This window comes from Bradyrhizobium sp. 154 (genome assembly GCF_023073875.1).
In the GTDB taxonomy this organism is placed as follows: domain Bacteria; phylum Pseudomonadota; class Alphaproteobacteria; order Rhizobiales; family Xanthobacteraceae; genus Bradyrhizobium.
In genome coordinates, this window is the sequence record NZ_JADPKG010000085.1 from 152,374 (window position 1) to 173,999 (window position 21,626).

The following is a 21,626-nucleotide window of genomic DNA, read 5'->3' on the forward strand; positions in this document are numbered from 1 at the left end:
ATGTCGCAGATCTCGCTGGCCGACGTCAACGCCGCAAGCAAAGCCGATTTCGTCGCGGCACTCGCCAACGTCGTCGAATATTCGCCATGGATCGCCGAACAGCTCGCCGGCAAGCGGCCGTTCGCGGGCATCAACCAATTGCACGCCGCGCTGCTGGCGGCGATCCAGAGCGCTGAACCGGACGTGCAATTGGCGCTGATCCGGGCGCATCCCGATCTCGCCAACAAGACGCAGCGCGCCGCCGGTCTCACGGCGGAATCAATCGACGAGCAAAACAGCGCCGGCCTCGACCGGCTGTCGGACGCCGAATTCGCGGCATTCGAGCGTGTCAACAACGCCTATCGGGAGAAGTTCGGCTTCCCCTATATCGTCTGTGTGCGCCGTTACACCAGGGATTCCATCCTGCGTGACTTCGAGATGCGGCTGCTCAACATCGTCAAGACCGAGACAAGGCGTGCGATCGAGGAGATCGGCCGCATCTCCGCGTTGCGGCTGGATCAGCTCATCGTCGCCGACGACAAGCTGAAGGTGCACGGCCGGCTGTCGACGCATGTGCTCGACAATCACACGGGCAAGCCCGCGCCCGGCATCCCGGTCGAGCTGGTCGAGCTTGCGAGCCTCGGCGACAGCCGTGTCATTGCGCGCACAGTAACCAACTCGGACGGCCGCACGGATCAGCCGCTGATCGGCGGTCGCCCCGTGCCGATCGGCCGCTACGAGCTCAGGTTCAGCGTTGCCAGATATTACGCCGAACGTAACGTGCCGTTGTCCGACCCGCCATTCCTCGACGAGATTCCGCTGCGCTTTGCTCTCAGCGAGCCGGAGGGGCACTATCACGTGCCGCTCCTGGTCACGCCGTGGAGCTATTCGACCTATCGCGGCAGTTAAAGCATGTAATTTCGACGGGCTGTCGGTGGTTCACCTCTCCCCGACGGGGAGAGGTCGGATTGCGCAGCAATCCGGGTGAGGGGCGGTGGGACTCAGTGAGACCCCTCACCCGGATCGCATCTTCGATGCCCTCCGACCTCTCCCTACGGGAGAGGTGAAGCGAACCATCCCGCTCTGGCCGCCAAACTTCTCGAGCAGCGCCGGAAACAGCCGGTCCGGCTTGAAAGGCGGCGCGGTGAAGCGGATGCCGGTGGCATCGGCAATCGCGTTGCCGAGCGCGGCCGCAACCGGATTGTACGGACTCTCGCTCATCGACTTCGCGCCCAGCGGTCCGATCGTGTCGGACGTCTCGGCGAAGAACACCTCGGTGCGCGGCACGTCGGCGAAGGAGGGCAGGTGGTAGTCGCGGAACTTCGGGTTGGTGACGCGGCCGCCTGCGTCGATCACCATCTCCTCGTAGAGCGCGGCGCCGAGCGCCTGCGCAACACCGCCTTCGACCTGCCCGCGGCATTGCATGGGATTGGCGACGACGCCGGCGTCGGCCGCGTGCACACTCCTGAGAATCTTGAGCTCGCCGGTGCCCTTGTTCACGGCGACGCGAAAACCCTGCACGTTGAAGCCGACCGAGCGGGGCGTGCCGTCCGAATTGCCGACGCCTGCCAATCGCTGTCCCCGTTCGCGCGCGAGCTTCGCCAGCTCCGTAAAAGGCATGCGCCGGACGCCGCTAACGACGCCGTCAGCTTCGAGCGCGCAGCTCCCGGCATCGCACAGCCAGGCGTCTGCGGCCGTCGCCTTCAGCTCGGTTGCAAGCTGGATGGCCGCCGCATGCGTCGCCTTGCCGGCAACGAACATGCCCGCGCTGCCATAGGCGCCGGTGTCGTGCCCGCCATGGGCGGTGTCGGACTGGCGCAGGCGGATCCTGTCGGCGGTGGTCGCAAGCGTCGTTGCCGCGATCTGCCGGTGCACGGTGCTGGTGCCGTTGCCGAACTCGGCAGTGCCGACGGTCAGGTCGAAACCGCCGTCGTCGTTGAGCGCGATCATGGCGTCGGCGATATGGCCCGCCGGGGGCACCGTGTCGATCATGGTCAGCGCGACGCCGTCGCCGATCAGCCATTCCGGCGACAGGTCCGGTTGCGGGCCATCGGCCTGCATCGCGCGCTCGACGAGGTCGAGGCACTGGTCGAGCCCGTAGGAGCCATAGACGACGTCGTGATATTCGGACGGCGGCGGCGACAGCATGGGGTCGCCGGGCCTGACGATGTTGCGCCGGCGCATCTCGTAGGGACTGATGCCGAGCTGCTTCGCCAACTCGTCGATCGCTGCCTCCACCGCGATCAATGTCTGCGGCAGGCCGTAGCCACGAAACGCGCCCGCCGGCACCGTGTTGGTGTAGACGGCGGCGCCGTCGACGCGCTTGTTCGGGCAATTATAGACGCTGATGGACTCGGCCAGCGCGTGGAACATCACGGGGCCGGCGTGATTGCCATAGGCGCCCGTGTTGGAGAGCACGTCGAGCTGGAGCGCGGTGAGCTTGCCGCCGGCATCTGCGCCGGCCTTGATGTGGACCCGCATCGGGTGGCGCGTCGAGGTCGCGATGAACTGCTCCTCGCGGGTCAGCTCGAGTTTCACCGGCCGCCCGGTCTTGAGCGTAGCGAGCGCCAGGACGTCCTCGACGAACATCTCCTGCTTGCCGCCAAAACCGCCGCCGACGCGCTCGCAGAACACGCGGACCTTGTCCATGGGAAGCTTGAAGATATCGGCCAACGCACGCCGGGTCAGGAACGGGACCTGCGTCGAGGTGCGGACGTTGAGCACGCCCGCGTCGTCGAGCCAGGCCAGGCCCCCATGGGTCTCCAATGCGGCGTGCTGCACACGATGACTGTGAAAGGTGCCCTCGAAGGTGACGGCGGAGGTCGCGAGCGCAGCGGCGACGTCGCCGAATTCGCCATGCGTCTCCGCGACGAGATTGCGCTGGGCGTCAGCGACGCGGTTCGCGATGGCGCGGGCAGGATGAATGACGGGCGCGCCCGGCGCCATCGCCTGCTCCGGATCGATCAGCGCGGGCAGGATCTCGTAATCGACCTTCAGCCGACGGCACGCCTCCTCGGCGGCCGCTTCGCTCTCGGCAACGACGGCGGCAACCTTCTGGCCGACGAAGCGGACGACGTCGTCGAGAATGCGGGTGTCCTCGGGATCCATCCACTCCTTCTCATGCCGCGCGGTCGAAATCAGGACAGGCGGCGCATCCTCATGCGTCAGCACGGCGTGGACGCCGGGGACGCCAAGGGCGTCCGACTTGTCGATCGCAACGATCCTGGCGTGGGCATGAGGCGCGCGCAGCAGCTTGATGTGCAGCAGTCCGTCGATGGCGCTGTCGAAGGTGTAGCGCGCCTTGCCGCGCACGATGTCGGGACCTGCAGGGGCCGGCAGGCTGCGGCCGAATGCGGCGCCGGCCTCGACGCTCGCCTCGACATTGGTCTTGCCGAGGATCGCATCCTCGATCGAACGATAACCGGTGCAGCGGCAGATATTGCCCTTCAACGCTATGCCGAGATCGGTGCGCTGCGCCTGGTTCAGCGAGGCGCAGGTCAGGATCATGCCGGCGGTGCAGAAGCCGCATTGAAACCCTTGCGCATCGAGGAACGCCTGCTGCATCGGATGGACGCCGTGGTCCCCGCCAAGACCTTCGATCGTGGTGACGGTGCGCCCCTGGACGCGGAACGCCGGGATCAGGCAGCTATGTACCGGCTCGCCATCCAGCAGCACCGTGCAGGCTCCGCAATCACCGGCATCGCAGCCCTTTTTCACGCCGAAATGGCCAAGCTCGCGCAGGAACGTGCGCAAGCACTGGCCGGCGCGCGGCTCCTGCGCAAACGCCTTGCCGTTGACTTCGAAGCTCATGATTGCGCTCCCCCCAGGAGCTCGCCGCGGATCTCCTCTGCGAGCCGCAGCGTCATGTGCTTGCGCCAGAGCGGCTTGCCATGGATGTCGGTATGGTACAGGTCGTCCGTGATCTGCTGCGCGATCACATCGCGAAGCGCACTCGGGTTTGGGGCCTTGCGAAAGGTCAGCTGGATCGGCCGCACCGTCGATGCGGTAACCGTCAAAGTCAGCGTGCCGTCCGGATCGAGGCTGCCGATCAGAAGCGCCGCTGAGCGGCCGACAGGCGCCAGCGAGATCTGGCGAAAGGCGGTACGGCGCCTCAACGCGGCAATCGGGATATCGATCTGCCGGACCAGGTCGCCTGACGTCAGGCGGTTGCGCTGGTTGCCGGTGACGAAGTCGGCGACGGAGATCCTCTGTTCGCCGCCGTGAGCCTTCCAGATGGTGCAGACGCCCTCGAGCGCTGATGTGAGCGAGATCATCGGTCCCGCAGGCAGCGACATGCAGAGATTGCCGCCGACCGTTGCCGTCTTCCAGATCTTGAACGAAGCAAGGAAAGCCCGACAGCACTGGCCGATCAGCGGCGCCGCGAGCCAGTCGGAGGGGCAGGCGAGACCATCGAGCTCTGCGATGGTGCAGGTGGCGGCGATGCTGAGATGGCTCTCAGTGATCGTCAGCGCCGGCCATTTCAGGTCGGTGAGATCGATCAGCCGCGTCAGGTGGACCTGCGGCTCCGAGAACAGCCAGGTGCCGCCTGCGAGCCACGCGTCGCCCGCCGTCCAAACCGGCAGCTGCGCCCGCGTTTGCGGATGGACGACGGCTGTGATGGTATTCAAATCCATGGCTGCGCCAACGCTTCCGCCGGGTGAATCGGACAAGAGAAAGTCTTGCAAGACCGGAGCCAAGTCGCAACAACAAGTCGCAGCCGGAACGCAATCGGGCTGGCTCGCCTTGCAGGCCTGCCATCAGCGGATGTGAGGAGAAGCGGCAATCATGACCGACGCAAGTGCGATCTGGATCAGGGACCCCCTGGCCGTCCTCGCCGACGGGGCGGAGCGCGGGATCGTCGTGAAGGATGGCCGGATTGTCGAACTGGTGCCGGCCGGCGGGACGCCTGCGACCGCGGATGTCGCGGTGTTCGATGCCGGTGAACACGTCGTGCTGCCCGGTCTCATCAATACCCATCACCATTTCTACCAGACGCTGACGCGGGCGCTGCCGGCGGCGATGGATCGCGAGCTGTTTCCCTGGCTCCAGGCGCTTTATCCCGTGTGGGCGAAGTTGACGCCGGAGGCGCTGGAGCTCGGCGTCACCGTCGCGATGTCGGAACTGCTGTTGTCGGGCTGCACGACGACGACCGATCACCATTACGTATTCCCGGCAGGGCTCGAAGACGCTGTCGATATCGAGGTGGCGGTGGCGAAGCGGCTCGGTGTGCGCGTGTTGCTCACGCGCGGCTCGATGAACCTGTCGCAACGCGACGGCGGCCTGCCGCCCGACAGCATCGTGCAGGACGAGGACACCATCCTCGCCGACAGCGCGCGCGTGGTCGCCAAGCATCACCAGCGCGGCGCGGATGCGATGGTGCAGATCGCGCTCGCGCCGTGCTCGCCATTCTCGGTGACGACATCCTTGATGCGCGCCACTGCCGAGCTCGCCGACAAGCTCGATGTGCGCCTGCACACCCATCTCGCCGAGACCGAGGACGAGAACAAGTTCTGCGAGCAGATGTATGGCTGCCGCCCGCTCGACTATCTCGAACAATGCGGCTGGCTCCATGCGCGGACCTGGCTCGCTCACGGAATCTTCTTCAACCCCGACGAGATCAAGCGGCTCGGTAAGGCCAGGACGACCATCAGCCATTGCGCGTGCAGCAACCAGCTGCTGGCGTCCGGCTGCTGTCCCGTCTGCGAGATGGAGGAGGCCGGCGTCGGCATCGGCATCGGCGTCGACGGCTCGGCCTCCAACGACGGGTCGAACCTGATGCAGGAAGTGCGCGCCGCATTCCTGCTGCAACGGGCCCGCTACGGGGTGACAAAGGTCAGCCACAAGGACGCGCTGCGCTGGGCCACCAGGGGCTCGGCGGCTTGCGTGGGCCGTCCGGAACTCGGCGAGATCGCGGTCGGCAAGGCCGCCGATCTCGCGCTGTTCAAGCTCAACGAGCTGCGCTTCTCCGGCCATGGCGATCCGCTGGCGGCATTGGTGCTGTGCGGGGCGCATCGGGCCGATCGGGTGATGGTTGCGGGACAATGGGCCGTGGTTGATGGCGCCATCCCGGGCCTCGACGTGGCGGACCTCATCCGCCGCCACAGTTCGGCAGCGCGGAGCATGCAGCGGGGATAAAAGAGGGGGCGACCACAAGTGCCGGGTGCTTCTGGCCACCCCCTCCCGAACCTCCTCCGGGAGGAGCAGGTGATCTGGTCAAAGCAAGAAGCGTGCTACTTGCCCGGAAGCTTGTCGTCGATGCCCTTCACGTAGAAATTCATGCCGAGAATCTGGCCGTCATCGAGGTGATCGCCGCCCTTGCACTCGACCGGCTTGCCGTCCTGCCCAATGATAGGGCATTTGAACGGGTGCAGCTTGCCGGCTGTGATCGCGGCCTGGGCATCCTCGGCCATTTTCTTCACGTCATCAGGCATGTTGGTATAGGGCGCCATCGCGAACATGTGGCTGTCGAGGCCGCCCCAGGTGTCCTCGGATTTCCAGGTGCCGGCGAGCTCGGCCTTGACGCGCTCGATGTAGTAGGGGCCCCAGGTGTCGAGGATTGAGGTCAGCTGAGTCTTGGGTCCGAACTTGATCATCTCGGAATCCTGGCCGAAGGCGAGCTTGCCGCGCTCGCTCGCGATCTGCATCGCGGCCGGGGAATCCGTGTGCTGCATGATGACGTCGGCGCCCTGATCGATCAACGCCTTGGCGGCGTCGGCCTCCTTGCCCGGATCGAACCAGGTGTTGGCCCAGATGATCTTGACCTTGATGTTCGGGTTGATGGTCTGCGCCGCCAGCATCGTCGCGTTGATGCCGGAGACGACCTCCGGAATCGGGAACGAGCCGATATAGCCCAGCACGCCGGACTTCGACATCTTGGCCGCGATCAGGCCTTGAATGTAGCGGCCCTGATACCATTTGGCCGAATAGGTCGACATGTTCGGGTTGCGCTTGTAGCCGGTGGCGTGCTCGAAATGCACGTTCGGATATTTCTTGGCGACCTTCAGCGTCGGATCCATGTAGCCGAACGACGTGGTGAAGATCAGCTTGTTGCCGGCGCGGACGAGCTGCTCGATGGAGCGCTCGGCATCGGGACCTTCGGGCACGTTCTCGAGATAGGTGGTCTCGATCTTGTCGCCCAATTCCTTCACCAGCGCCTGGCGGGCGAGATCATGCTGATAGGTCCAGCCGAGGTCTCCGATCGGACCCAGATAGATGAAGCCGACCTTCAGCTTGTCGGCGGCGGAGGTTGCACCGACGCTCCCGGCAAGCAAAAGCCCGGCAGCCAGCGCAAGAAGTGATTTCCTCATCATCAGTCTCCAAACATCAGGGGAAAGCCACGATCCGCAACGCGCGCGCCCCATCGCGCACGCTGCGGAAATGAAAACTCAGCGGTCAGGCACGAACACGGTGCCGAGCGCGGCCGGTGCGCTCGAGCCGCCGGTGCGCGCGCGGGAGAGCAGGACCAGGACGATAACGGTTGCGAGGTAGGGCAGCGCGGACATGAACTGCGAGGGAATGCCGACGCCCCAGCCTTGGGCGTGCAATTGCAGGATCGTCACGGCGCCGAAGAGATAAGCACCAACGACGAGCCGGCCCGGCCGCCAGGACGAGAATACGACCAGCGCCAGTGCGATCCAGCCGCGGCCTGCTGTCATGCCGGGAATGAAGAACGGAGTATAGGCCAGCGGCAGATAAGCGCCCGCAAGCCCTGCGCAGGCGCCACCGAACATGACGGCAAAGGTGCGGATGCGCAGCACGGGATAGCCGAGCGCATGCGCGGAGACATGATTGTCGCCACAAGCGCGCAGGATCAATCCCGCTCGCGTGCGGTGCAAGAACCACCAGACGCCGACTATCAGTGCGACCGAGAAGTAGACGAAACCGTCCTCGCCGAACAGCACGCGCCCGATCAGCGGGATCTCGGTGAGGCCGGGAATGGCGAGGTGCACTGCCGGCGTGATGCGCTCTCCGACGAAGCCGGCGCCGATCAGGCCGGAGAGCCCGATGCCGAGGATGGTCAGCGCGAGACCCGTTGCAACTTGGTTGACGGCGAGCCCGAGCGTCATCAGCGCGAAGATCAGTGACACCAACGTGCCCGCGACGATGCCGAACAGCGCACCAATGAAGGTGGACCCGGTGAGCCACGCGCCGGCAAAGCCGCAGGCCGCACCGACGATCATCATGCCCTCAACACCGAGATTGAGCACGCCGGAGCGCTCGGTCACGAGCTCACCGGTCGCAGCAATCAGCAGCGGCGTCGACGCCGCGAGCACCGCGAGGATGATGGCCTCAACCAGCTCCACGGGTCACCTGTCGGTTCGGGAAGACCAGCTTGAAACGGTAGAGAATGAGGGAATCGCAGGCGAGCACGTAGAACAGCAGAATGCCCTGGAAAACCTTGGTGACATCCAACGGAATCTTCATCGCGATCTGCGCCTGCTCGCCGCCGATAAAGGTCAATGCGACGAACAGGCCTGCAATTAATATTCCAAGCGGGTTCAGGCGGCCGAGGAAGGCCACGATGATCGCAGTAAAGCCGTAACCAGGCGAAATGCCGGGCTGGAGATGCCCGACGGGGCCCGCGACCTCGATGATGCCGGCGAAGCCCGCCAGCGCACCGGAGATGGCGAAGGTGAGGATGACGAGCTGGTTGGCATTGAAGCCGCCGAACCGCGCGGCACGCGGCGCTGCGCCAACCACGCGGATCTCAAAGCCCTTGATGGTGCGCCCCAGCAGGATCGCCACGGCTGCGACGACGAGCAGGGCAATCATCGCGCCGAGATGCAGCCTGCCGCCTTCGATCAGCAGCGGCACCGTCGCTATCGGATCGAACTCGGCCGTGGTCGGGAAGTTGAAGCCGTGCGGATCGCGCCAGGGCCCGCGCACGAGATAGTCGAGGAAGAGGTCGGCGACATAGACCAGCATCAGGCTGGTCAGGATTTCGCTGGCGCCGAACTTCACCTTGCAGATCGCCGGAATCAGCGCATAGAGCGCGCCCGCGGCGGCGGCGAGCACGAGCATGGCCGGCAAAACCCAAGGGCCGACGTCAGTACCTTGCGTCTTCACCGCGATCCAGCTTCCGGCGACGGCGCCGATCAGGAATTGTCCCTCGGCGCCGATATTCCAGGCATTGGCGAGATAGCAGAGCGAGAGCCCGATCGCGATCATCACCAACGGTGTCGCCTTCACGGCGATCTCCTGGAGCGAATAGCCGTCGGTCAGGGGCGCGATAAAATAGGCATGCAAGGCGAGCAGCGGATTCTTGCCGAGGATCGCGAACAGGATGACCATCGTCACGATCGTCAGGCCGATCGCGATCAGCGGCGAGATCAGCGCGATCGTGTTGGAGCGCTCGGCGCGCTTCTCAAGCACCAACTGCATGCGTGGCTTCCTTCGGCTCCAGGCTGCTGCCTCCCATCAGAAGGCCGAGCTTTTCGCGGCTCGCCTCGCTGGCGGCGAGTGGGGCCGACAGCCGGCCGTGAAACATCACGGCGATGCGGTCGGCGATCTCCGCGAGCTCGTCGAGGTCCTGGCTGGTTACGAGCACCGCTGCGCCTGCGGTTGCGAGATCGAGCAGCGCCTGGCGGATGATCGCGGCGGCGCCGGCGTCGACGCCCCAGGTCGGCTGGCTCACCACCAGCACCGCGGGGTTGCGCAGGATCTCGCGTCCGACGATGAATTTCTGCAGATTGCCGCCGGAAAGCGATGCTGCTTCCGGATCGCGCTTGGCCTTGCGCACGTCAAACGTTTCGGTCGCGCGGTCGACGGTCTTGAGCGTGGCCGCCGTATCGATGAAGCCGTGACGAACCATGCCGCTGGCGGCATGCCCGGTGAGCAGCGCATTCTCGGACAGCTTCATGCGCGGTGCAGTGCCGTGACCGAGCCGCTCCTCGGGAACGAAGGCGGCGCCAAGCTTGCGCCGCTGCGTGATCGAGAGGTGGCCGGCGGCGATACCCTCGATCACGACGGTGCCGGAGTGCTTCGACAGGCGCTCGCCGGAGAGTGCGGCGAACAGCTCATCCTGGCCGTTGCCGGCGACGCCGGCGATGCCTAGGATCTCGCCGCCCTTCAACTCGAAGGAAATGTGCTCGAGCCGCACGCCATGCGCCTCGGCAGGGGCCAGCGAGAGATCGTTGACGACGAGCCGCGGCACAGTGGTCTTGCGACCGGATGCGGCCCTCACTTGCTTGATCTCGCCGCCGACCATCATGCGCGCGAGCGAGGCGGCGGTCTCGCGCTGGGGATTGCAGGTCTCGATCTTCCTGCCGCCGCGCAGGATCGTTGCGGTGTCGCACAGCCGCTTCACTTCGTCTAACTTGTGGCTGATATAGAGGATGGCGCGGCCTTCGGCCTTGAGCCGCTCCAGCACGATGAAGAGCTGGTCGGCCTCCTGCGGCGTCAGCACCGCGGTGGGCTCGTCCAGGATCAGAAATTTCGGATCCTGCATCAGCGCGCGGACGATCTCGATACGTTGGCGCTCGCCGACCGACAATTGCCAGACCTCTCGCCGGGGATCGAGCGGCAGTCCGTAGGTCTTCGACACCTGCTCCAGCCGCGCCGACATGTCCTTGAAGGGTTCCTTGCCATCGAGGCCGAGCGCGACGTTCTCGGCGACGGTGAGATTGTCGAACAGCGAGAAATGCTGGAACACCATGCCGATGCCGCGGCTGCGCGCGTCGGAGGGACCGGACAGCACGATTGGTTCGCCGTGCCAGCGGATCTCGCCCGCGCTCGGCTGGATCAATCCGTAGATTGCCTTGACCAGCGTCGACTTGCCGGCGCCGTTCTCGCCGAGCAACGCGTGGATTTCCCTCGGCCGGATCTCGATGTCGATGGAATCGTTGGCGATGAAGTCCCCATAGCGTTTGGTGAGCTCAACCGTTTGAAGCAGCGGGGGCTCGCTGGAGTGCAGGCGTTGAGGCGTCGGATCGAACATTCGCTGATGCATCGGCATGGATGAAGTGCTTCAATACTGAGCTAGTTTGGCCCGCCGCGTAAGATGCGAAAAAGCGTCATGCCTTGCTCAACGCCGCGGCAGGCGTGGCAGTGCCGGTGTGCCGGTCCATGGGTGTGACGATCGCTGGGTGCCTGTTGCAAATTTGTGACGGTTCAAGCCAAATCGGAACCCTGTGGGCTGGCTTGACGCCATGTTGAGCAATCGTAGGTCCGTCCATCCATCGCTCAGAGCACAGCGCTCGCGACGTCTGCTTCAACTCGGCTTCGCATCGGGGCGCGATCAGAAAATCCGAATAAAAACAATCGGGAATGTTCGGCAATAGCGATCCTCGCCGCTCGTGCTCACCGCGTCCGGCCACTTTGCAATCTCCTCCTTGATACGTCGCGTGCTGCCGCAACAAGCGGCACGCCATGTGAAAAGTTGAGGCTTCGCACTCCGGGAGATCGGCGCAAGTGTCGCACCCAGGGACGTTCATTTTTGAACGTCCAAACTTGGGGGTATTCAGGATGTCGTTTCGTTACACGGCAATGGCAGCAGCGGCGCTGTCACTTGCTACGCTGGCCACCGGTGGTCTAGCTCAGGCGGCGGATCTGCCAGTGAAGGCGGCCAAGAAGGCGCCGGACCTTCCATTCTTCCTGGTCATCGATAACCGCGTCACCTTCTCGTACATCTTCAACGCTTCGCAGCCGGGCGCGTGGTCGTTCCGGCCGGATGGGTCGATCAACAGCAAGACCACAAAGCAGGTCTACTCGTTCACCCATTTCGACGCCTGGGCGTACGGCACGAACTTCTTCACCATCTCGATGTACAAGTCGGATCACAATGACCCGGCGGGGCCCTGCACCAATGCGGGCACGATCTTCGGCACGCCGGCATCCTGCGCCGGTGCGACCGAAATCTATGGCCTGTTCCGTTCGACCTTCGGCTGGAACGAGCTCTTCGACACCAAGGCTTTCAGCGCGGGGCCGCTGCACAACATCTCGTTCGAAGTCGGCATGGACGCCAATACCGAGAACAGGTATTTCGGCGCTGCCAAGCGCGACGTCGTTGGCGGTCTGCAGTTTGCGTTCGACCTGCCCTACAAGGGCTACATCAACGTCGCGCCGCTGGTCTATTGGGAGTTCGCCAACCACAATTCCTTCAGCCAGTGTGGCCTGTTCGGTCCGGGCGTTCCCGGAGTCACGTGTCTGGCGGACGGCAACACGTCATTCAAGCCAACCTGGGCTGTCGAAGTCAATTACTACATGGACCTCGGCTTCCTGCCGCCGAACATGCAGTACTTCTCGATCAGCGGCCGTGCCGGCTGGTACGGCAAGAAGGGCACCGACACCGAGCCGCTGCCCTACAGCCCAGCGAATGGCGTCTACAACACCGCTGTTGAGCTCAACTCGGAACCGATCCGTCTAACCTTCGATGCCTCGAAGGCAGCCTGGGGTGACAAGTACTCCCACTTCGTGGATGTCTGGGTGGCTTACCGCTATTGGCAGAACAAATTCGGCCTCGATCACAATCTTGCCGTCGGCTGTACCACGGCCGTCGGTGGCCGGACGGTGAGCACCGGCTCCTGCACCGAGTCCTCGCTTTACTCCGGTATCACCGTAAAGTTCTAGTCATCTGACGCTCTCCAGGTGAAAAACGATGGCGCCGCGTCAAACCTCCGCGGCGTCATTCCCTTTTGGATGTGCTGCTACTTCGTCCACACCCCCTCGTGCAGCGCCTCGGCCTCATCCTCCAGCAAAGGCCCGACCACCTCGGTCGGGCGCTGTCCGCTGGCAAAGACCTCGCGGCAGGGCAGGTCGAGCGTCGGATTCTCCGGACGGTTGCCGGTAAGGCCGCGCAGGCGGTGCTCGCTGAGACCGTAGACCACGCGGCCGATGCTGGCCCAGTAGATCGCGCCTGAACACATCGCGCAGGGTTCTGCGGAGGAATAGAGCGTCGCCATCGCCAACACCTCCCGACTGAGCGTGCGGCAGGCCTGCGTCGCCGCCAGGCGCTCGGCATGCGCGGTGCCGTCATGATCCGGTAGGTAGCCGTTCTCGGCCTCGATCAGCACGTTGCCGTCGGCATCGACGACGATGCAGCCGAAGGGATGATTGCCATGGGTGAGGGAACGGCGGGCGACCGCGAAGGCTAGACGCAGAAAGTGCTCGTCCCGCTCGGATGCGCCGCTCATCGCTACTCCCTGGTCAGTGTCCCGCCATGTGCCGGCCGATCACGGTGAGTTCGGCCTCGCTGGTCCGTGCTTCATACACGAATTCGCCGCGGAACATCACCACCAGCCGGTCGGACAGTTCGAGCAGCTCATCAAGGTCCTCGCTGACGAGCAGCACGGCGGCGCCGCGGTTGCGCGCGGCCATGATCTCGGCGTGGATCTGCGCCACCGCGGCGAAGTCCAGGCCGAAACAGGGATTGGCCGCGATCAGCACCTCGACGTCGCCGCCTAGCTCGCGGGCGAGCACGGCGCGTTGCACGTTGCCGCCCGACAGGGCCGAGATCGGCGTGTCCGGCGTGCGGGTCTTGATCTTGTACTGCGCGATCTTCGTCCTTGCCTCCTCGCGAAAGGCGCCGCGATTGAGCCACCAGCCGCCACGGGCGAAGGGCGCACGGTCGAATTCGCGGAAGGCGATGTTGTCGGCGACGCTCATGCCGCCGACGCAGGCGTTCTTCAGCGGCTCCTCGGGCAGAAGCGACATCTTGTGCCGCCGCATCTCCTCACGGCTGGCGCGGTACAGATCGCCGGCAACACGGATATCGCCGCTTTCGGCCTCGCGCTGGCCCGCCAGCACCTCGACCAGCTGGCGTTGGCCGTTGCCGGAAACACCTGCAATGCCGACGATCTCGCCGGCGCGGACGGTGAGCGAGACGTCATGCACGGCGACTGCGCCGGCATCGTCGAGTGCGCGAAGCTTTTGCAGTTCGAGCCTGGTTTGGCCAGCCGCGCCGGTGCGCGCCGGCTGCACCGCCAATTGCTCGGCGCCGATCATGGCGCGTGCCATCGCGTCCGGCGTGAGCTCGGCGACCTTGCCGGCTCCGGCGAGCTTTCCGCGGCGCAGGATCGTGACGTCATCGGCGAAGGCCATGACCTCGCGGAACTTGTGCGTGATCATCAGGATGGTCAGCTCGCCTCTGACGACCATATCGCGGAGCATGCCGAGCACCTCGTCGGCCTCTGCCGGCGTCAGCACCGAGGTCGGCTCGTCCAGGATCAGGAAGCGACGCTTGAGGTAGAGCTGCTTGAGGATCTCGCACTTCTGCCGTTCGCCGGCAGAGATGTCCGCGACTTTCGCGCCGAGCGGCACCTTGAAGGGCATGCGGCTCAAGAACGCTTCGAGCTCCTTCATCTCCTTCGGCCAGTTCACCACGGCCGGCACGTCGTCGCGGGCCAGCACGAGGTTTTCCGCGACGGTCATGGCGGGCACCAGCGTAAAATGCTGATAGACCATGCCGAGCCCGAGCGCGTGGGCGTCCTTCGGATTGCCGATCGCCTGCTCGCGCCCGCCGACGAGGATGTCGCCTTCGGTCGCGTGGTAATAGCCCATGATGCATTTGACGAGGGTCGATTTGCCGGCGCCGTTTTCGCCGAGCAGCGCGTGGAAGGAGCCCGGCCGCACTTTCAGCTCGACATTGTCCAGCGCCAGGAAATCGCCGAAGCGCATCGTCATGGCGACGGCGTCGACGCCGAAGGCGCCGGAGGGCGGCGGCGTTTCGCCGATGATCACGAAATCGCTCCGATGACGGCGTCGGAGGTTGAGACCGCGCCGAACACGCCGCCCTGCATCTTGATCATCTTCAGCGCGTGGTCATGGTTGCTCTTGTCGGTCGCGCCGCAACAATCGTGCAGCAGCACGCATTCGAAGCCGCGATCGTTGGCCTCGCGCATCGTAGTGTGAACGCAGACGTCGGTCGTGATCCCGGTCAGCACGATATTATCGATGCCGCGCACGCGCAGGATCAGCTCCAAGTCGGTGGCGCAGAACGAGCCCTTGCCCGGCTTGTCGATGATCGGCTCGCCCGGCAGCGGTGCCAACTCCGGGATAATGTCCCAGCCGGGCTCGCCACGCACCAGGATGCGGCCGCAGGGGCCGGGATCGCCGATGCCGGCGCCGATCTGGCGCGAGCGCCAGCGCTTGTTAACGGGAAGATCGGAGAGATCGGGGCGGTGGCCTTCACGGGTGTGGATGATATGGAAGCCTTGGCTGCGCATCACTGCGAGCAGCTTCCTGATCGGCTCGATCGGTGCCCGCGTCAGCGAGAGGTCGTAGCCCATCTTGTCGACATAGCCGCCGACGCCGCAGAAATCGGTCTGCATGTCGATGATGATGAGCGCCGTGTTCTCGGGACGAAGATCGCCGTTGTAGGGCCAGGCATAGGGTTCGGATTTGATGTGGCGCTCGGGCATAATCTTGCTCTCTAGCGGGTGATCGACAATTCGGCCGGGGCGCCGGTCAGTGTGCGTTTGGGCGAGCAGGTGACGATCATGATCGCCAGCGTCAGGATGTAGGGCGCGGCATTGAAGAGGTGATAGCCGGAGGTGACGCCGACAGATTGCAGCGCCGGCCCCAGCGCCGCGGCGCCGCCGAAGGCGAGCGAGGCCCATAGGCACAGCAGGGGATCCCAGCGTGCGAAGATCACGAGCGCGACCGCTGTGATGCCCTGGCCCGAGGAGAGACCCTCGTTCCAGCTGCCGGGATAGAACAGCGAGAGGAACGAGCCGCCGATGCCGGCGAGGAAGCCGCCGACCATGGTGGCGCGCAGGCGGATCAGCTGCACGGAGTGGCCCATCGCGCGGGCGGCGTCCGAACTCTCGCCGGCGGTGCGGATGAGCAAGCCCCAGCGCGTGGTGCGGAAGGCCCAGTACAGGATCGGCGCAAGCGCGAGGCCGATCAGGAAAAGGACGTTGACCCGCAGCGCAGCGCGGACCTGCGGGACGTCGCTCCACCAGCCGAAATCGATCGCGGGCAGCCGCGGCGCGGTGGGCTCGATGAGCGGCTTTCCAAGGTAGAAGGCAAGCCCGGTGCCGAACAGCATCAGCGCAATGCCGACCGCAACGTCGTTGACGCGCGGCAGCGAACAGATGCCGGCGTGCAGCGCGCCCAAAAGCGCGCCGGTGATGCCGGCGGCAAGCACGCCAAGCCACGGTGAGCCCGTGACATAGGAGATGCCATAGGCGCTCATCGCGCCCATCACCAGCGTGCCTTCAAGGCCGAGATTGATGCGGCCGGAGCGCTCGGTGATGCATTCCCCTAAGCTCACGAACAGGAACGGCGTGGAGACGCGAATGGCGCCGCCGAGCACGGCAAGCGGGACGGTCCAGAGTCCGATCGATCCGTCTGCCATCTCAGGATTTTCCCTTCAGCAACCCGATGCGGCCGTAGAGCGCATCGCTGGCTAGCACGAAGACGAAGATGATGCCCTGGAGCACCAGCACGGACGCATCGGGCAGTCCCAGGCGCCGTTGCAGCAGGCCGCCGCTGGCGCTGATGCCGCCGAGCAGGATGGCGACGGGGATGATGGCGAGCGGATTTTGCCGCGCGAGGAAGGCGACGAGAATGCCGGTGAAGCCGTAGCCGGCCGCGAGGTTGGCATTGGTGCGTCCCTGCACGGCGGCCACCTCGACCATGCCGGCAAGGCCAGCGGCGCCGCCGGCAAGGAAGCAAACGGTCAGTATCAGCTTGTCGACGCCGAGGCCGACGATCTTCGCGGCGCGGATGTTGCCGCCAGCAATCCGCGCGGCGAAGCCGAACACCGTGTGATAGACCAGGATGTAGGCGGCGATCGCGGCGATGAGGCCGAACACCAGGCCCCAATGTACATCCGTGCCGGGAATGGTTCCGATCATGTTGGCGGCGCCGATCTCGCGCGTCGAGGGCTTGTTGAGGCTCGCGGGATCGCGCATCGCGCCTTCGACGAGATGGTTGAGGATTGCGAGCGCGATGTAGACGAGCAGCAGGCTCGATATGGTCTCGTTGACGCCGCGATACTGTCGCAAGCCGCCCGACAACATGATCCACGAGCCTCCGCCGATTACGCCGGCGACGACCATGGCGATCTGGACGACAAGCGGCGGCAGGCCCTGGAGCGCCAATGCGACGCTGGTTGCCGACAATGCGCCGATCAGGAGCGCGCCTTCGCCGCCGATGATGACCATGCCGAGCTGCGCGGGCAGCGCCGTGCAGAGTGCTGTTAGGATCAAGGGAGCAGCGCGCGTGAGCGTGTTCTGCCAGGAGAACCAGGTGCCGAACGCGCCGTAATACATGTAGAAATAAAGGTCGAGCGGATTCTTGCCGAACATCGCGACGAAGATGCCGAAGACCACGAGCGCGCCGACGAGCGCCGCGCCCGGGATCAGGACATATTCGATCGTGCCGCCGTGTCGTCGGAGAAAGCCGGGATCGGCGGCCGGGGCTATTGTCCCGACCGCCTCGGCAGAATCCGCAGCTTCCGTTGTCACGAAGTTGCTCCGATCACACCCTCGACGAGATAGTCCATCTTCTCGAGCTCGGGATCCTTCTGACCGCGATCGGTGCCGGCCGCTATCACGGTCTTGCCCCTGTTGTCGACCAGCCCTCCTTTGAAGATGGCGTAGCCTTCAGCCGACAGGAATTTGGCTTTTACGTCGTCGGCGTGCTTACGGGCCTCTGCGGAAACCGCTTCGCCATAGGGCGATGTCTTGACGATCTCTTCCTTGAGGCCGCCGCGGTAGAAGTTCGGGATGCTCTCGCCGGCGGCAATCATCTTCACGAACTTCGGATAGAGCGCTTCCCAATTCCACTCCGCGCCGGTGAGATACGCCTTCGGCGCGAGCGGCGACTGGTTGGTGTGATAGCCGCTGACGAAGGCGCCGCGTCGTGCCGCGTTCTCGACCATGGTCTTGGGACCGTCGACATGGCAGGTGAGCACGTCAACGCCCTGGTCGATCAGGCTGTTGGTGGCTTCGGCTTCCTTGACCGGCATGGACCAGTCACCGGTGAAGATGACCTGCGTGGTCGCCTTCGGATTGGCGAGCCTGGCCCCGAGCGTGAAAGCATTGATATTGCGCAGCACCTGCGGGATGGGCTTGGCCGCAACGAAGCCGAGCTTGCCGCTCTTCGAGGTGTAGCCGGCGACGATCCCGCAGATGTATTGAGCTTCGTCGATATAGCCGAAATAGCTGCCGGCGTTCTTCGGATCCTTGTCGCTCCACAGGCCGCCGCAATGCTCGAAGCGGAGCTTCGGGTACTTGTTAGCCATCTTGATCATGTGCGGATTGTAGTAGCCGAACGAGGTCGGGAAGAGCAGGCTGGCGCCGTCGAGATTGATCATGGACTCGATCGTCTTCTCGACCGCGTCGGTCTCCGGCACCTTCTCTTCCTCGACGACCTTGAGGCCGGGAATCTTCTTCAGCGCCGCTGCCCCCTGCGCGTGCGCCTGGTTGTAGCCGTAGTCGTCACGCGAGCCGACATAGATGAAGCCGATGGTCGTCTCCGCTGCGAAGGCCGGGCGGAGGCCAGCCGCGGCGCCGAGGGTCAGGGCCGTACCGCCTTGCAACAAATGCCGTCGTGAAATCCTGCCAAAATCCATTGCTTGCTCCCCTTGGCGGATGCCCCGCCTCGATCTCGCGGCTGCCGCCGGTCTGGCGGAGCTCGGGACAAGTGTCGCAAGCTTCGTGCCACAGGCTGCGGAGCGTTCAATTAGCGATAAGGTCTTGAAAATATGGAATTCTCTATGCTGCCCGAATCCTGATCAGGAAATCGACAGATTAATTTATGGGCAGTAACTCCCAATTGTATGCAATGGAGTTAAGCAGCTTTAACCTGTCCGAGCGTGTGCATGCCGGGAGACCGTCGGCGAGCTGCTCGCGTTCATGCTAACGATACCCGGATCGGGACATCGCCAGTGCGCGATTTTCGCTCGCATTCAACTTGTATCGATTGTGATCAGGACCGCCGCTGCTGCGGTCCCCGAAAGATGGAAAGCCCGCCGAGATGGTTGCTGGGAACGCCGTTCAGACGACATCGCTCGGCGAAGAAATCGTGCGTCGCATCAACCTGCTCGGTGCGATCTCGGAAGAGGCCGGCAAGCTCACCCGCATCTATCTGAGCAAGGAGTTGCGCGAAGCCGCGGACCTCATCCTGGGCTGGATGCGCGAGGCCGGCATGAGCGCGCATCTCGATGCGATCGGCAATGTCTGTGGCCGCTACGAAGGCGAGGGGCCGGGTGCGCCCTGCCTGATGCTCGGCTCGCACTACGACACCGTGCGCGATGCCGGCAAATGGGACGGGCCGCTCGGCGTGATCACCGCGATCGCCTGTGTCGCAGATCTCAACCGCCGCGGCAGGCGCTTGCCGTTCGCGATCGAGGTCGTCGGCTTTGCCGATGAAGAGGGGGTACGTTTCGCCTCGACCCTGCTGGGCAGCCGTGCGTTGGCCGGCACATTCGACAAGAGCGTCCTGAACACGCGCGACCGTGACGGCGTGTCGATGCGCGATGCGCTCATCACGTTCGGCCTTGACCCCGATCATATCGGCGCGGCTGCACGGACGCGGCGCGAGCTAATTGCCTACCTTGAATTGCACATCGAGCAGGGTCCGGTGCTGGAAACACAGAACCTGCCTGTCGGCGTCGTCACCGCGATTGCCGGCGCGACGCGACTTGCCGCGCGGCTGACCGGCATGGCCGGGCACGCCGGCACGGTGCCGATGGCGCTTCGGCGTGATGCGCTCGCCGGCGCGGCCGAATGCATTGGCGCGATCGAGCAGTTTTGCCGGACCGATGAGGGCGGGCTGGTCGGGACCGTCGGATACATCCAGGCAAAGCCCGGCGCGACCAACGTCATCCCGGGCGAGGTGTCTTTCACCATCGACATGCGCGCGCCAATCGACATGCATCGCAAGCGTGCAGTCGCCGAAATCGTCCCCCAGATCGAGGCGATCGCGGAGCGCCGGCAATTGGTGCTTCAGCTCGACGTCACGCACGAGAACGGCACGGCACCCTGTGCGCCCTGGCTCAAGGAGCAGATCGCTCAGGCGATCGGAGTGGAAGGCTTTTCAGTATTCGAGCTGCCGAGCGGAGCAGGCCACGACGGCATGGCGATGATCGACATTGCCGATGTCGGCATGATCTTCGTGCGCTGCCGCGGCGGCATCAGCCATCACCCGGACGAGCATGTCGAGCTGGCGGATGCCGAAGCTGGCGCCCGCGTGCTGCTGCGGGTGATCGAGAATTTCAGGCCCTGGGAAGGTAAGTCGAGCCCGCAAGTCACCGGATAGAGATACGAATCAGACAGCTCTAGAAAGTGGCGGCGTATTGCCGGGACCACGAGACACAATCGACGACACCTATGAACAGCGGCACCTCTTTTCCATCACGTCGTGAGAACCGGTTTTATCAGGGCCCGACAGCGACCTTCGTTGCCAACGCGCTTCAGGCGGTGAATTTTCTCGGCGATCGATTTCTGAGGCAGTCACCTCATCCACTCTCGGCTATCGCGGAGCTTTACCGGCACTCGATGGACAGCGCCTTCTCGGCGACCGAGACTTTCCTCGTCACGGGGGCGCCGCACGCCTGCGCGTACTATCCGCGCGACTTCGCCTGGTTCTATCCCGACATTCTCGATCCTGAAACCATCATGGATTCGCATGACGCGGTGCGACGGGCCAATCTGCTCGAAAAGAGCGTGCATCTGTTGCTGGAGGCGGTTCGCGCCGACGTCGTCACCACGACCATCGTGCCGGCGGGACGCGGCCGGCATCTCGGCGTGAACTATTTCTCGCGTCCTTCGGATACGCTGCTCGGTATCCTGGCCGGTCTCCGGCAGATGATTTCCGCGGAGGACAGGGCGTCGTCCTATGTGGCGATGTCGCAATGCGCGCATGCCGGCCGTCTGCTGCTAGCCGAATACGGAGCCGACCTGAAGCGGGCTATCCTGCAGCTCGCAAGCGAGCTCGAGTCATTCGACGATGGCGGCACCAGATATTTGTTGTGCGATGCCCGCGCCCCGCGCTCTGCAGCCACCGACACCCGCGCCGAGCGCCGGCGGTTCGTCACAAATGCCTGCGTGTACACGACCTTCCTGTGGGGTGTTCAGCTTGGAGTCGTCGACGAGAACGAGCTAAAGCGGCTGCTGGGACGTCACCTCGGGCAGTATAAGAAGGACCTGCTCCGGCTGTTCGGCAAGGACGGCTATATCAGACATTCGCTGGACGGCCCGGCGGCTCCGCCGGCGTCCTCGGTTGCGCTGGATTTCGTCAGCGTGCATCGCGGCTTCTGGGACCTGAACGAGGACTGCGAGCGCGCGCTGTTCGCGGCGACGGCGGATCTAATCATTGCGGAGCCGCGCTTCCGCGTCCCTAACACGTTCCACTTCCTGGTGTCGGCGGATAATCCGCACACCAAGATGATTCACAAGATCGCGGCTCCCGCCTACCAGGGACGCTCATCCTGGCCGACATTCAACGTCGAGTTTGCGGATCGCATGCTGGACTACGACGAATTCTCGGGGGGCGACACCTACCGAGCCTGCGCCCAGGGAATATTGAAGGACATTCGGACCGCAACCGAGGTCCATGGCGGCTATCAGGAATTGCTGTCCGAGCAAGGCCTCAAATATCGCACCTGGGCCTACAAGGGTGCTGTGGCGCACTCCTGGTTCCCACGTTTCCTGTCGGTCTGGAGGAGGGCGTATGGAACGCCGCTCCTCCAATGGGAATGA

Annotated in this window: 17 protein-coding genes; 5 read left to right on the forward strand and 12 right to left on the reverse strand. The window is 64.5% G+C overall.

From position 1 onward, the window contains the following. The gene (uraD, locus tag IVA92_RS20350) at positions 1–888 is read left to right on the forward strand and encodes a 2-oxo-4-hydroxy-4-carboxy-5-ureidoimidazoline decarboxylase (protein ID WP_247280631.1); all 888 of its coding nucleotides are present in this window, start codon (positions 1–3) and stop codon (positions 886–888) included. Positions 889–993: 105 nt separating this feature from the next. Here the strand turns inward: uraD and IVA92_RS20355 are convergent, their stop codons facing one another. Both IVA92_RS20355 and IVA92_RS20360 read right to left on the reverse strand, forming a co-directional pair. Beyond that, positions 994–3,789, reverse strand: coding sequence for a molybdopterin cofactor-binding domain-containing protein (locus tag IVA92_RS20355; RefSeq protein ID WP_247280546.1), 2,796 nt, complete (start codon positions 3,787–3,789; stop codon positions 994–996). Beyond that, the gene (locus tag IVA92_RS20360) at positions 3,786–4,613 is read right to left on the reverse strand and encodes an FAD binding domain-containing protein (RefSeq protein ID WP_247280547.1); all 828 of its coding nucleotides are present in this window, start codon (positions 4,611–4,613) and stop codon (positions 3,786–3,788) included. Before IVA92_RS20360 ends, IVA92_RS20355 begins: the two co-directional genes overlap by 4 nt. A 151-nt stretch (positions 4,614–4,764) precedes the next feature. On the opposite strand from IVA92_RS20360, the gene IVA92_RS20365 reads away from it, so the two are divergent. After that, positions 4,765–6,114, forward strand: coding sequence for an 8-oxoguanine deaminase (locus IVA92_RS20365; RefSeq protein WP_247280548.1), 1,350 nt, complete (start codon positions 4,765–4,767; stop codon positions 6,112–6,114). Positions 6,115–6,209: 95 nt separating this feature from the next. Here the strand turns inward: IVA92_RS20365 and IVA92_RS20370 are convergent, their stop codons facing one another. The 4 genes from IVA92_RS20370 to IVA92_RS20385 form a co-directional block, all read right to left on the reverse strand. Next, a complete protein-coding gene (locus IVA92_RS20370; protein ID WP_247280632.1) occupies positions 6,210–7,286 on the reverse strand; it encodes a BMP family ABC transporter substrate-binding protein in 1,077 nt (358 codons plus the stop codon). 78 nt (positions 7,287–7,364) lie between these two features. Then, the gene (locus IVA92_RS20375) at positions 7,365–8,282 is read right to left on the reverse strand and encodes an ABC transporter permease (protein ID WP_247280549.1); all 918 of its coding nucleotides are present in this window, start codon (positions 8,280–8,282) and stop codon (positions 7,365–7,367) included. Then, positions 8,269–9,360: an ABC transporter permease gene (locus IVA92_RS20380; protein WP_247280550.1), complete on the reverse strand. Its 1,092-nt coding sequence runs from the start codon at positions 9,358–9,360 to the stop codon at positions 8,269–8,271. The genes IVA92_RS20375 and IVA92_RS20380 overlap by 14 nt, the downstream gene beginning before the upstream one ends. Next, on the reverse strand, positions 9,344–10,933 hold the full coding sequence (locus IVA92_RS20385; RefSeq protein ID WP_247280551.1) for an ABC transporter ATP-binding protein: 1,590 nt from the start codon (positions 10,931–10,933) through the stop codon (positions 9,344–9,346). Before IVA92_RS20385 ends, IVA92_RS20380 begins: the two co-directional genes overlap by 17 nt. Positions 10,934–11,442: 509 nt before the next feature. Here IVA92_RS20385 and IVA92_RS20390 point away from each other — a divergent pair. Beyond that, a complete protein-coding gene (locus tag IVA92_RS20390) occupies positions 11,443–12,546 on the forward strand; it encodes a hypothetical protein (RefSeq protein ID WP_247280552.1) in 1,104 nt (367 codons plus the stop codon). 77 nt (positions 12,547–12,623) lie between these two features. Here IVA92_RS20390 and IVA92_RS20395 read toward each other — a convergent pair whose 3' ends face one another. Genes IVA92_RS20395 through IVA92_RS20420 form a run of 6 tightly spaced genes read right to left on the reverse strand, consistent with a single transcriptional unit; the run spans position 12,624 to position 18,496 of the window. Further along, positions 12,624–13,109, reverse strand: a complete 486-nt coding sequence (locus IVA92_RS20395; protein WP_247280553.1) for a nucleoside deaminase — start codon at positions 13,107–13,109, stop codon at positions 12,624–12,626. A 13-nt stretch (positions 13,110–13,122) separates the two neighbouring features. Further along, entirely contained in the window at positions 13,123–14,655 is a 1,533-nt protein-coding gene (locus tag IVA92_RS20400; RefSeq protein ID WP_247280554.1) for an ABC transporter ATP-binding protein, read from the reverse strand. Beyond that, positions 14,652–15,335, reverse strand: coding sequence for an isochorismatase family cysteine hydrolase (locus IVA92_RS20405; protein ID WP_247280555.1), 684 nt, complete (start codon positions 15,333–15,335; stop codon positions 14,652–14,654). The genes IVA92_RS20400 and IVA92_RS20405 overlap by 4 nt, the downstream gene beginning before the upstream one ends. 11 nt (positions 15,336–15,346) lie before the next feature. Continuing rightward, the gene (locus IVA92_RS20410) at positions 15,347–16,273 is read right to left on the reverse strand and encodes an ABC transporter permease (RefSeq protein ID WP_247280556.1); all 927 of its coding nucleotides are present in this window, start codon (positions 16,271–16,273) and stop codon (positions 15,347–15,349) included. Position 16,274: 1 nt separating this feature from the next. Continuing rightward, positions 16,275–17,387 carry an ABC transporter permease gene (locus tag IVA92_RS20415; protein ID WP_247280557.1) on the reverse strand — a complete coding sequence of 371 codons (1,113 nt, stop codon included), beginning with the start codon at positions 17,385–17,387 and terminating at the stop codon, positions 16,275–16,277. Then, a complete protein-coding gene (locus IVA92_RS20420; protein ID WP_247280558.1) occupies positions 17,384–18,496 on the reverse strand; it encodes a BMP family ABC transporter substrate-binding protein in 1,113 nt (370 codons plus the stop codon). Before IVA92_RS20420 ends, IVA92_RS20415 begins: the two co-directional genes overlap by 4 nt. Before the next feature lie 404 nt (positions 18,497–18,900). Between IVA92_RS20420 and IVA92_RS20425 the strand changes: the two genes are divergently transcribed. Together IVA92_RS20425 and IVA92_RS20430 are read left to right on the forward strand one after the other, a co-directional pair. Next, the gene (locus IVA92_RS20425; RefSeq protein ID WP_247280559.1) at positions 18,901–20,184 is read left to right on the forward strand and encodes an allantoate amidohydrolase; all 1,284 of its coding nucleotides are present in this window, start codon (positions 18,901–18,903) and stop codon (positions 20,182–20,184) included. Positions 20,185–20,255: 71 nt separating this feature from the next. Beyond that, positions 20,256–21,626, forward strand: coding sequence for a hypothetical protein (locus IVA92_RS20430; RefSeq protein WP_247280560.1), 1,371 nt, complete (start codon positions 20,256–20,258; stop codon positions 21,624–21,626).

Excerpts from the sequence above, each read along its gene's own strand:
- uraD (WP_247280631.1), top strand. The coding sequence starts at position 1 with ATGTCGCAGATCTCGCTGGCCGACGTCAACGCCGCAAGCAAAGCCGAT.
- IVA92_RS20355 (WP_247280546.1), bottom strand. The coding sequence starts at position 3,789 with ATGAGCTTCGAAGTCAACGGCAAGGCGTTTGCGCAGGAGCCGCGCGCC.
- IVA92_RS20360 (WP_247280547.1), bottom strand. The coding sequence starts at position 4,613 with ATGGATTTGAATACCATCACAGCCGTCGTCCATCCGCAAACGCGGGCG.
- IVA92_RS20365 (WP_247280548.1), top strand. The coding sequence starts at position 4,765 with ATGACCGACGCAAGTGCGATCTGGATCAGGGACCCCCTGGCCGTCCTC.
- IVA92_RS20370 (WP_247280632.1), bottom strand. The coding sequence starts at position 7,286 with ATGAGGAAATCACTTCTTGCGCTGGCTGCCGGGCTTTTGCTTGCCGGG.
- IVA92_RS20380 (WP_247280550.1), bottom strand. The coding sequence starts at position 9,360 with ATGCAGTTGGTGCTTGAGAAGCGCGCCGAGCGCTCCAACACGATCGCG.
- IVA92_RS20385 (WP_247280551.1), bottom strand. The coding sequence starts at position 10,933 with ATGCCGATGCATCAGCGAATGTTCGATCCGACGCCTCAACGCCTGCAC.
- IVA92_RS20390 (WP_247280552.1), top strand. The coding sequence starts at position 11,443 with ATGTCGTTTCGTTACACGGCAATGGCAGCAGCGGCGCTGTCACTTGCT.
- IVA92_RS20395 (WP_247280553.1), bottom strand. The coding sequence starts at position 13,109 with ATGAGCGGCGCATCCGAGCGGGACGAGCACTTTCTGCGTCTAGCCTTC.
- IVA92_RS20405 (WP_247280555.1), bottom strand. The coding sequence starts at position 15,335 with ATGCCCGAGCGCCACATCAAATCCGAACCCTATGCCTGGCCCTACAAC.
- IVA92_RS20410 (WP_247280556.1), bottom strand. The coding sequence starts at position 16,273 with ATGGCAGACGGATCGATCGGACTCTGGACCGTCCCGCTTGCCGTGCTC.
- IVA92_RS20420 (WP_247280558.1), bottom strand. The coding sequence starts at position 18,496 with ATGGATTTTGGCAGGATTTCACGACGGCATTTGTTGCAAGGCGGTACG.
- IVA92_RS20425 (WP_247280559.1), top strand. The coding sequence starts at position 18,901 with ATGGTTGCTGGGAACGCCGTTCAGACGACATCGCTCGGCGAAGAAATC.
- IVA92_RS20430 (WP_247280560.1), top strand. The coding sequence starts at position 20,256 with ATGAACAGCGGCACCTCTTTTCCATCACGTCGTGAGAACCGGTTTTAT.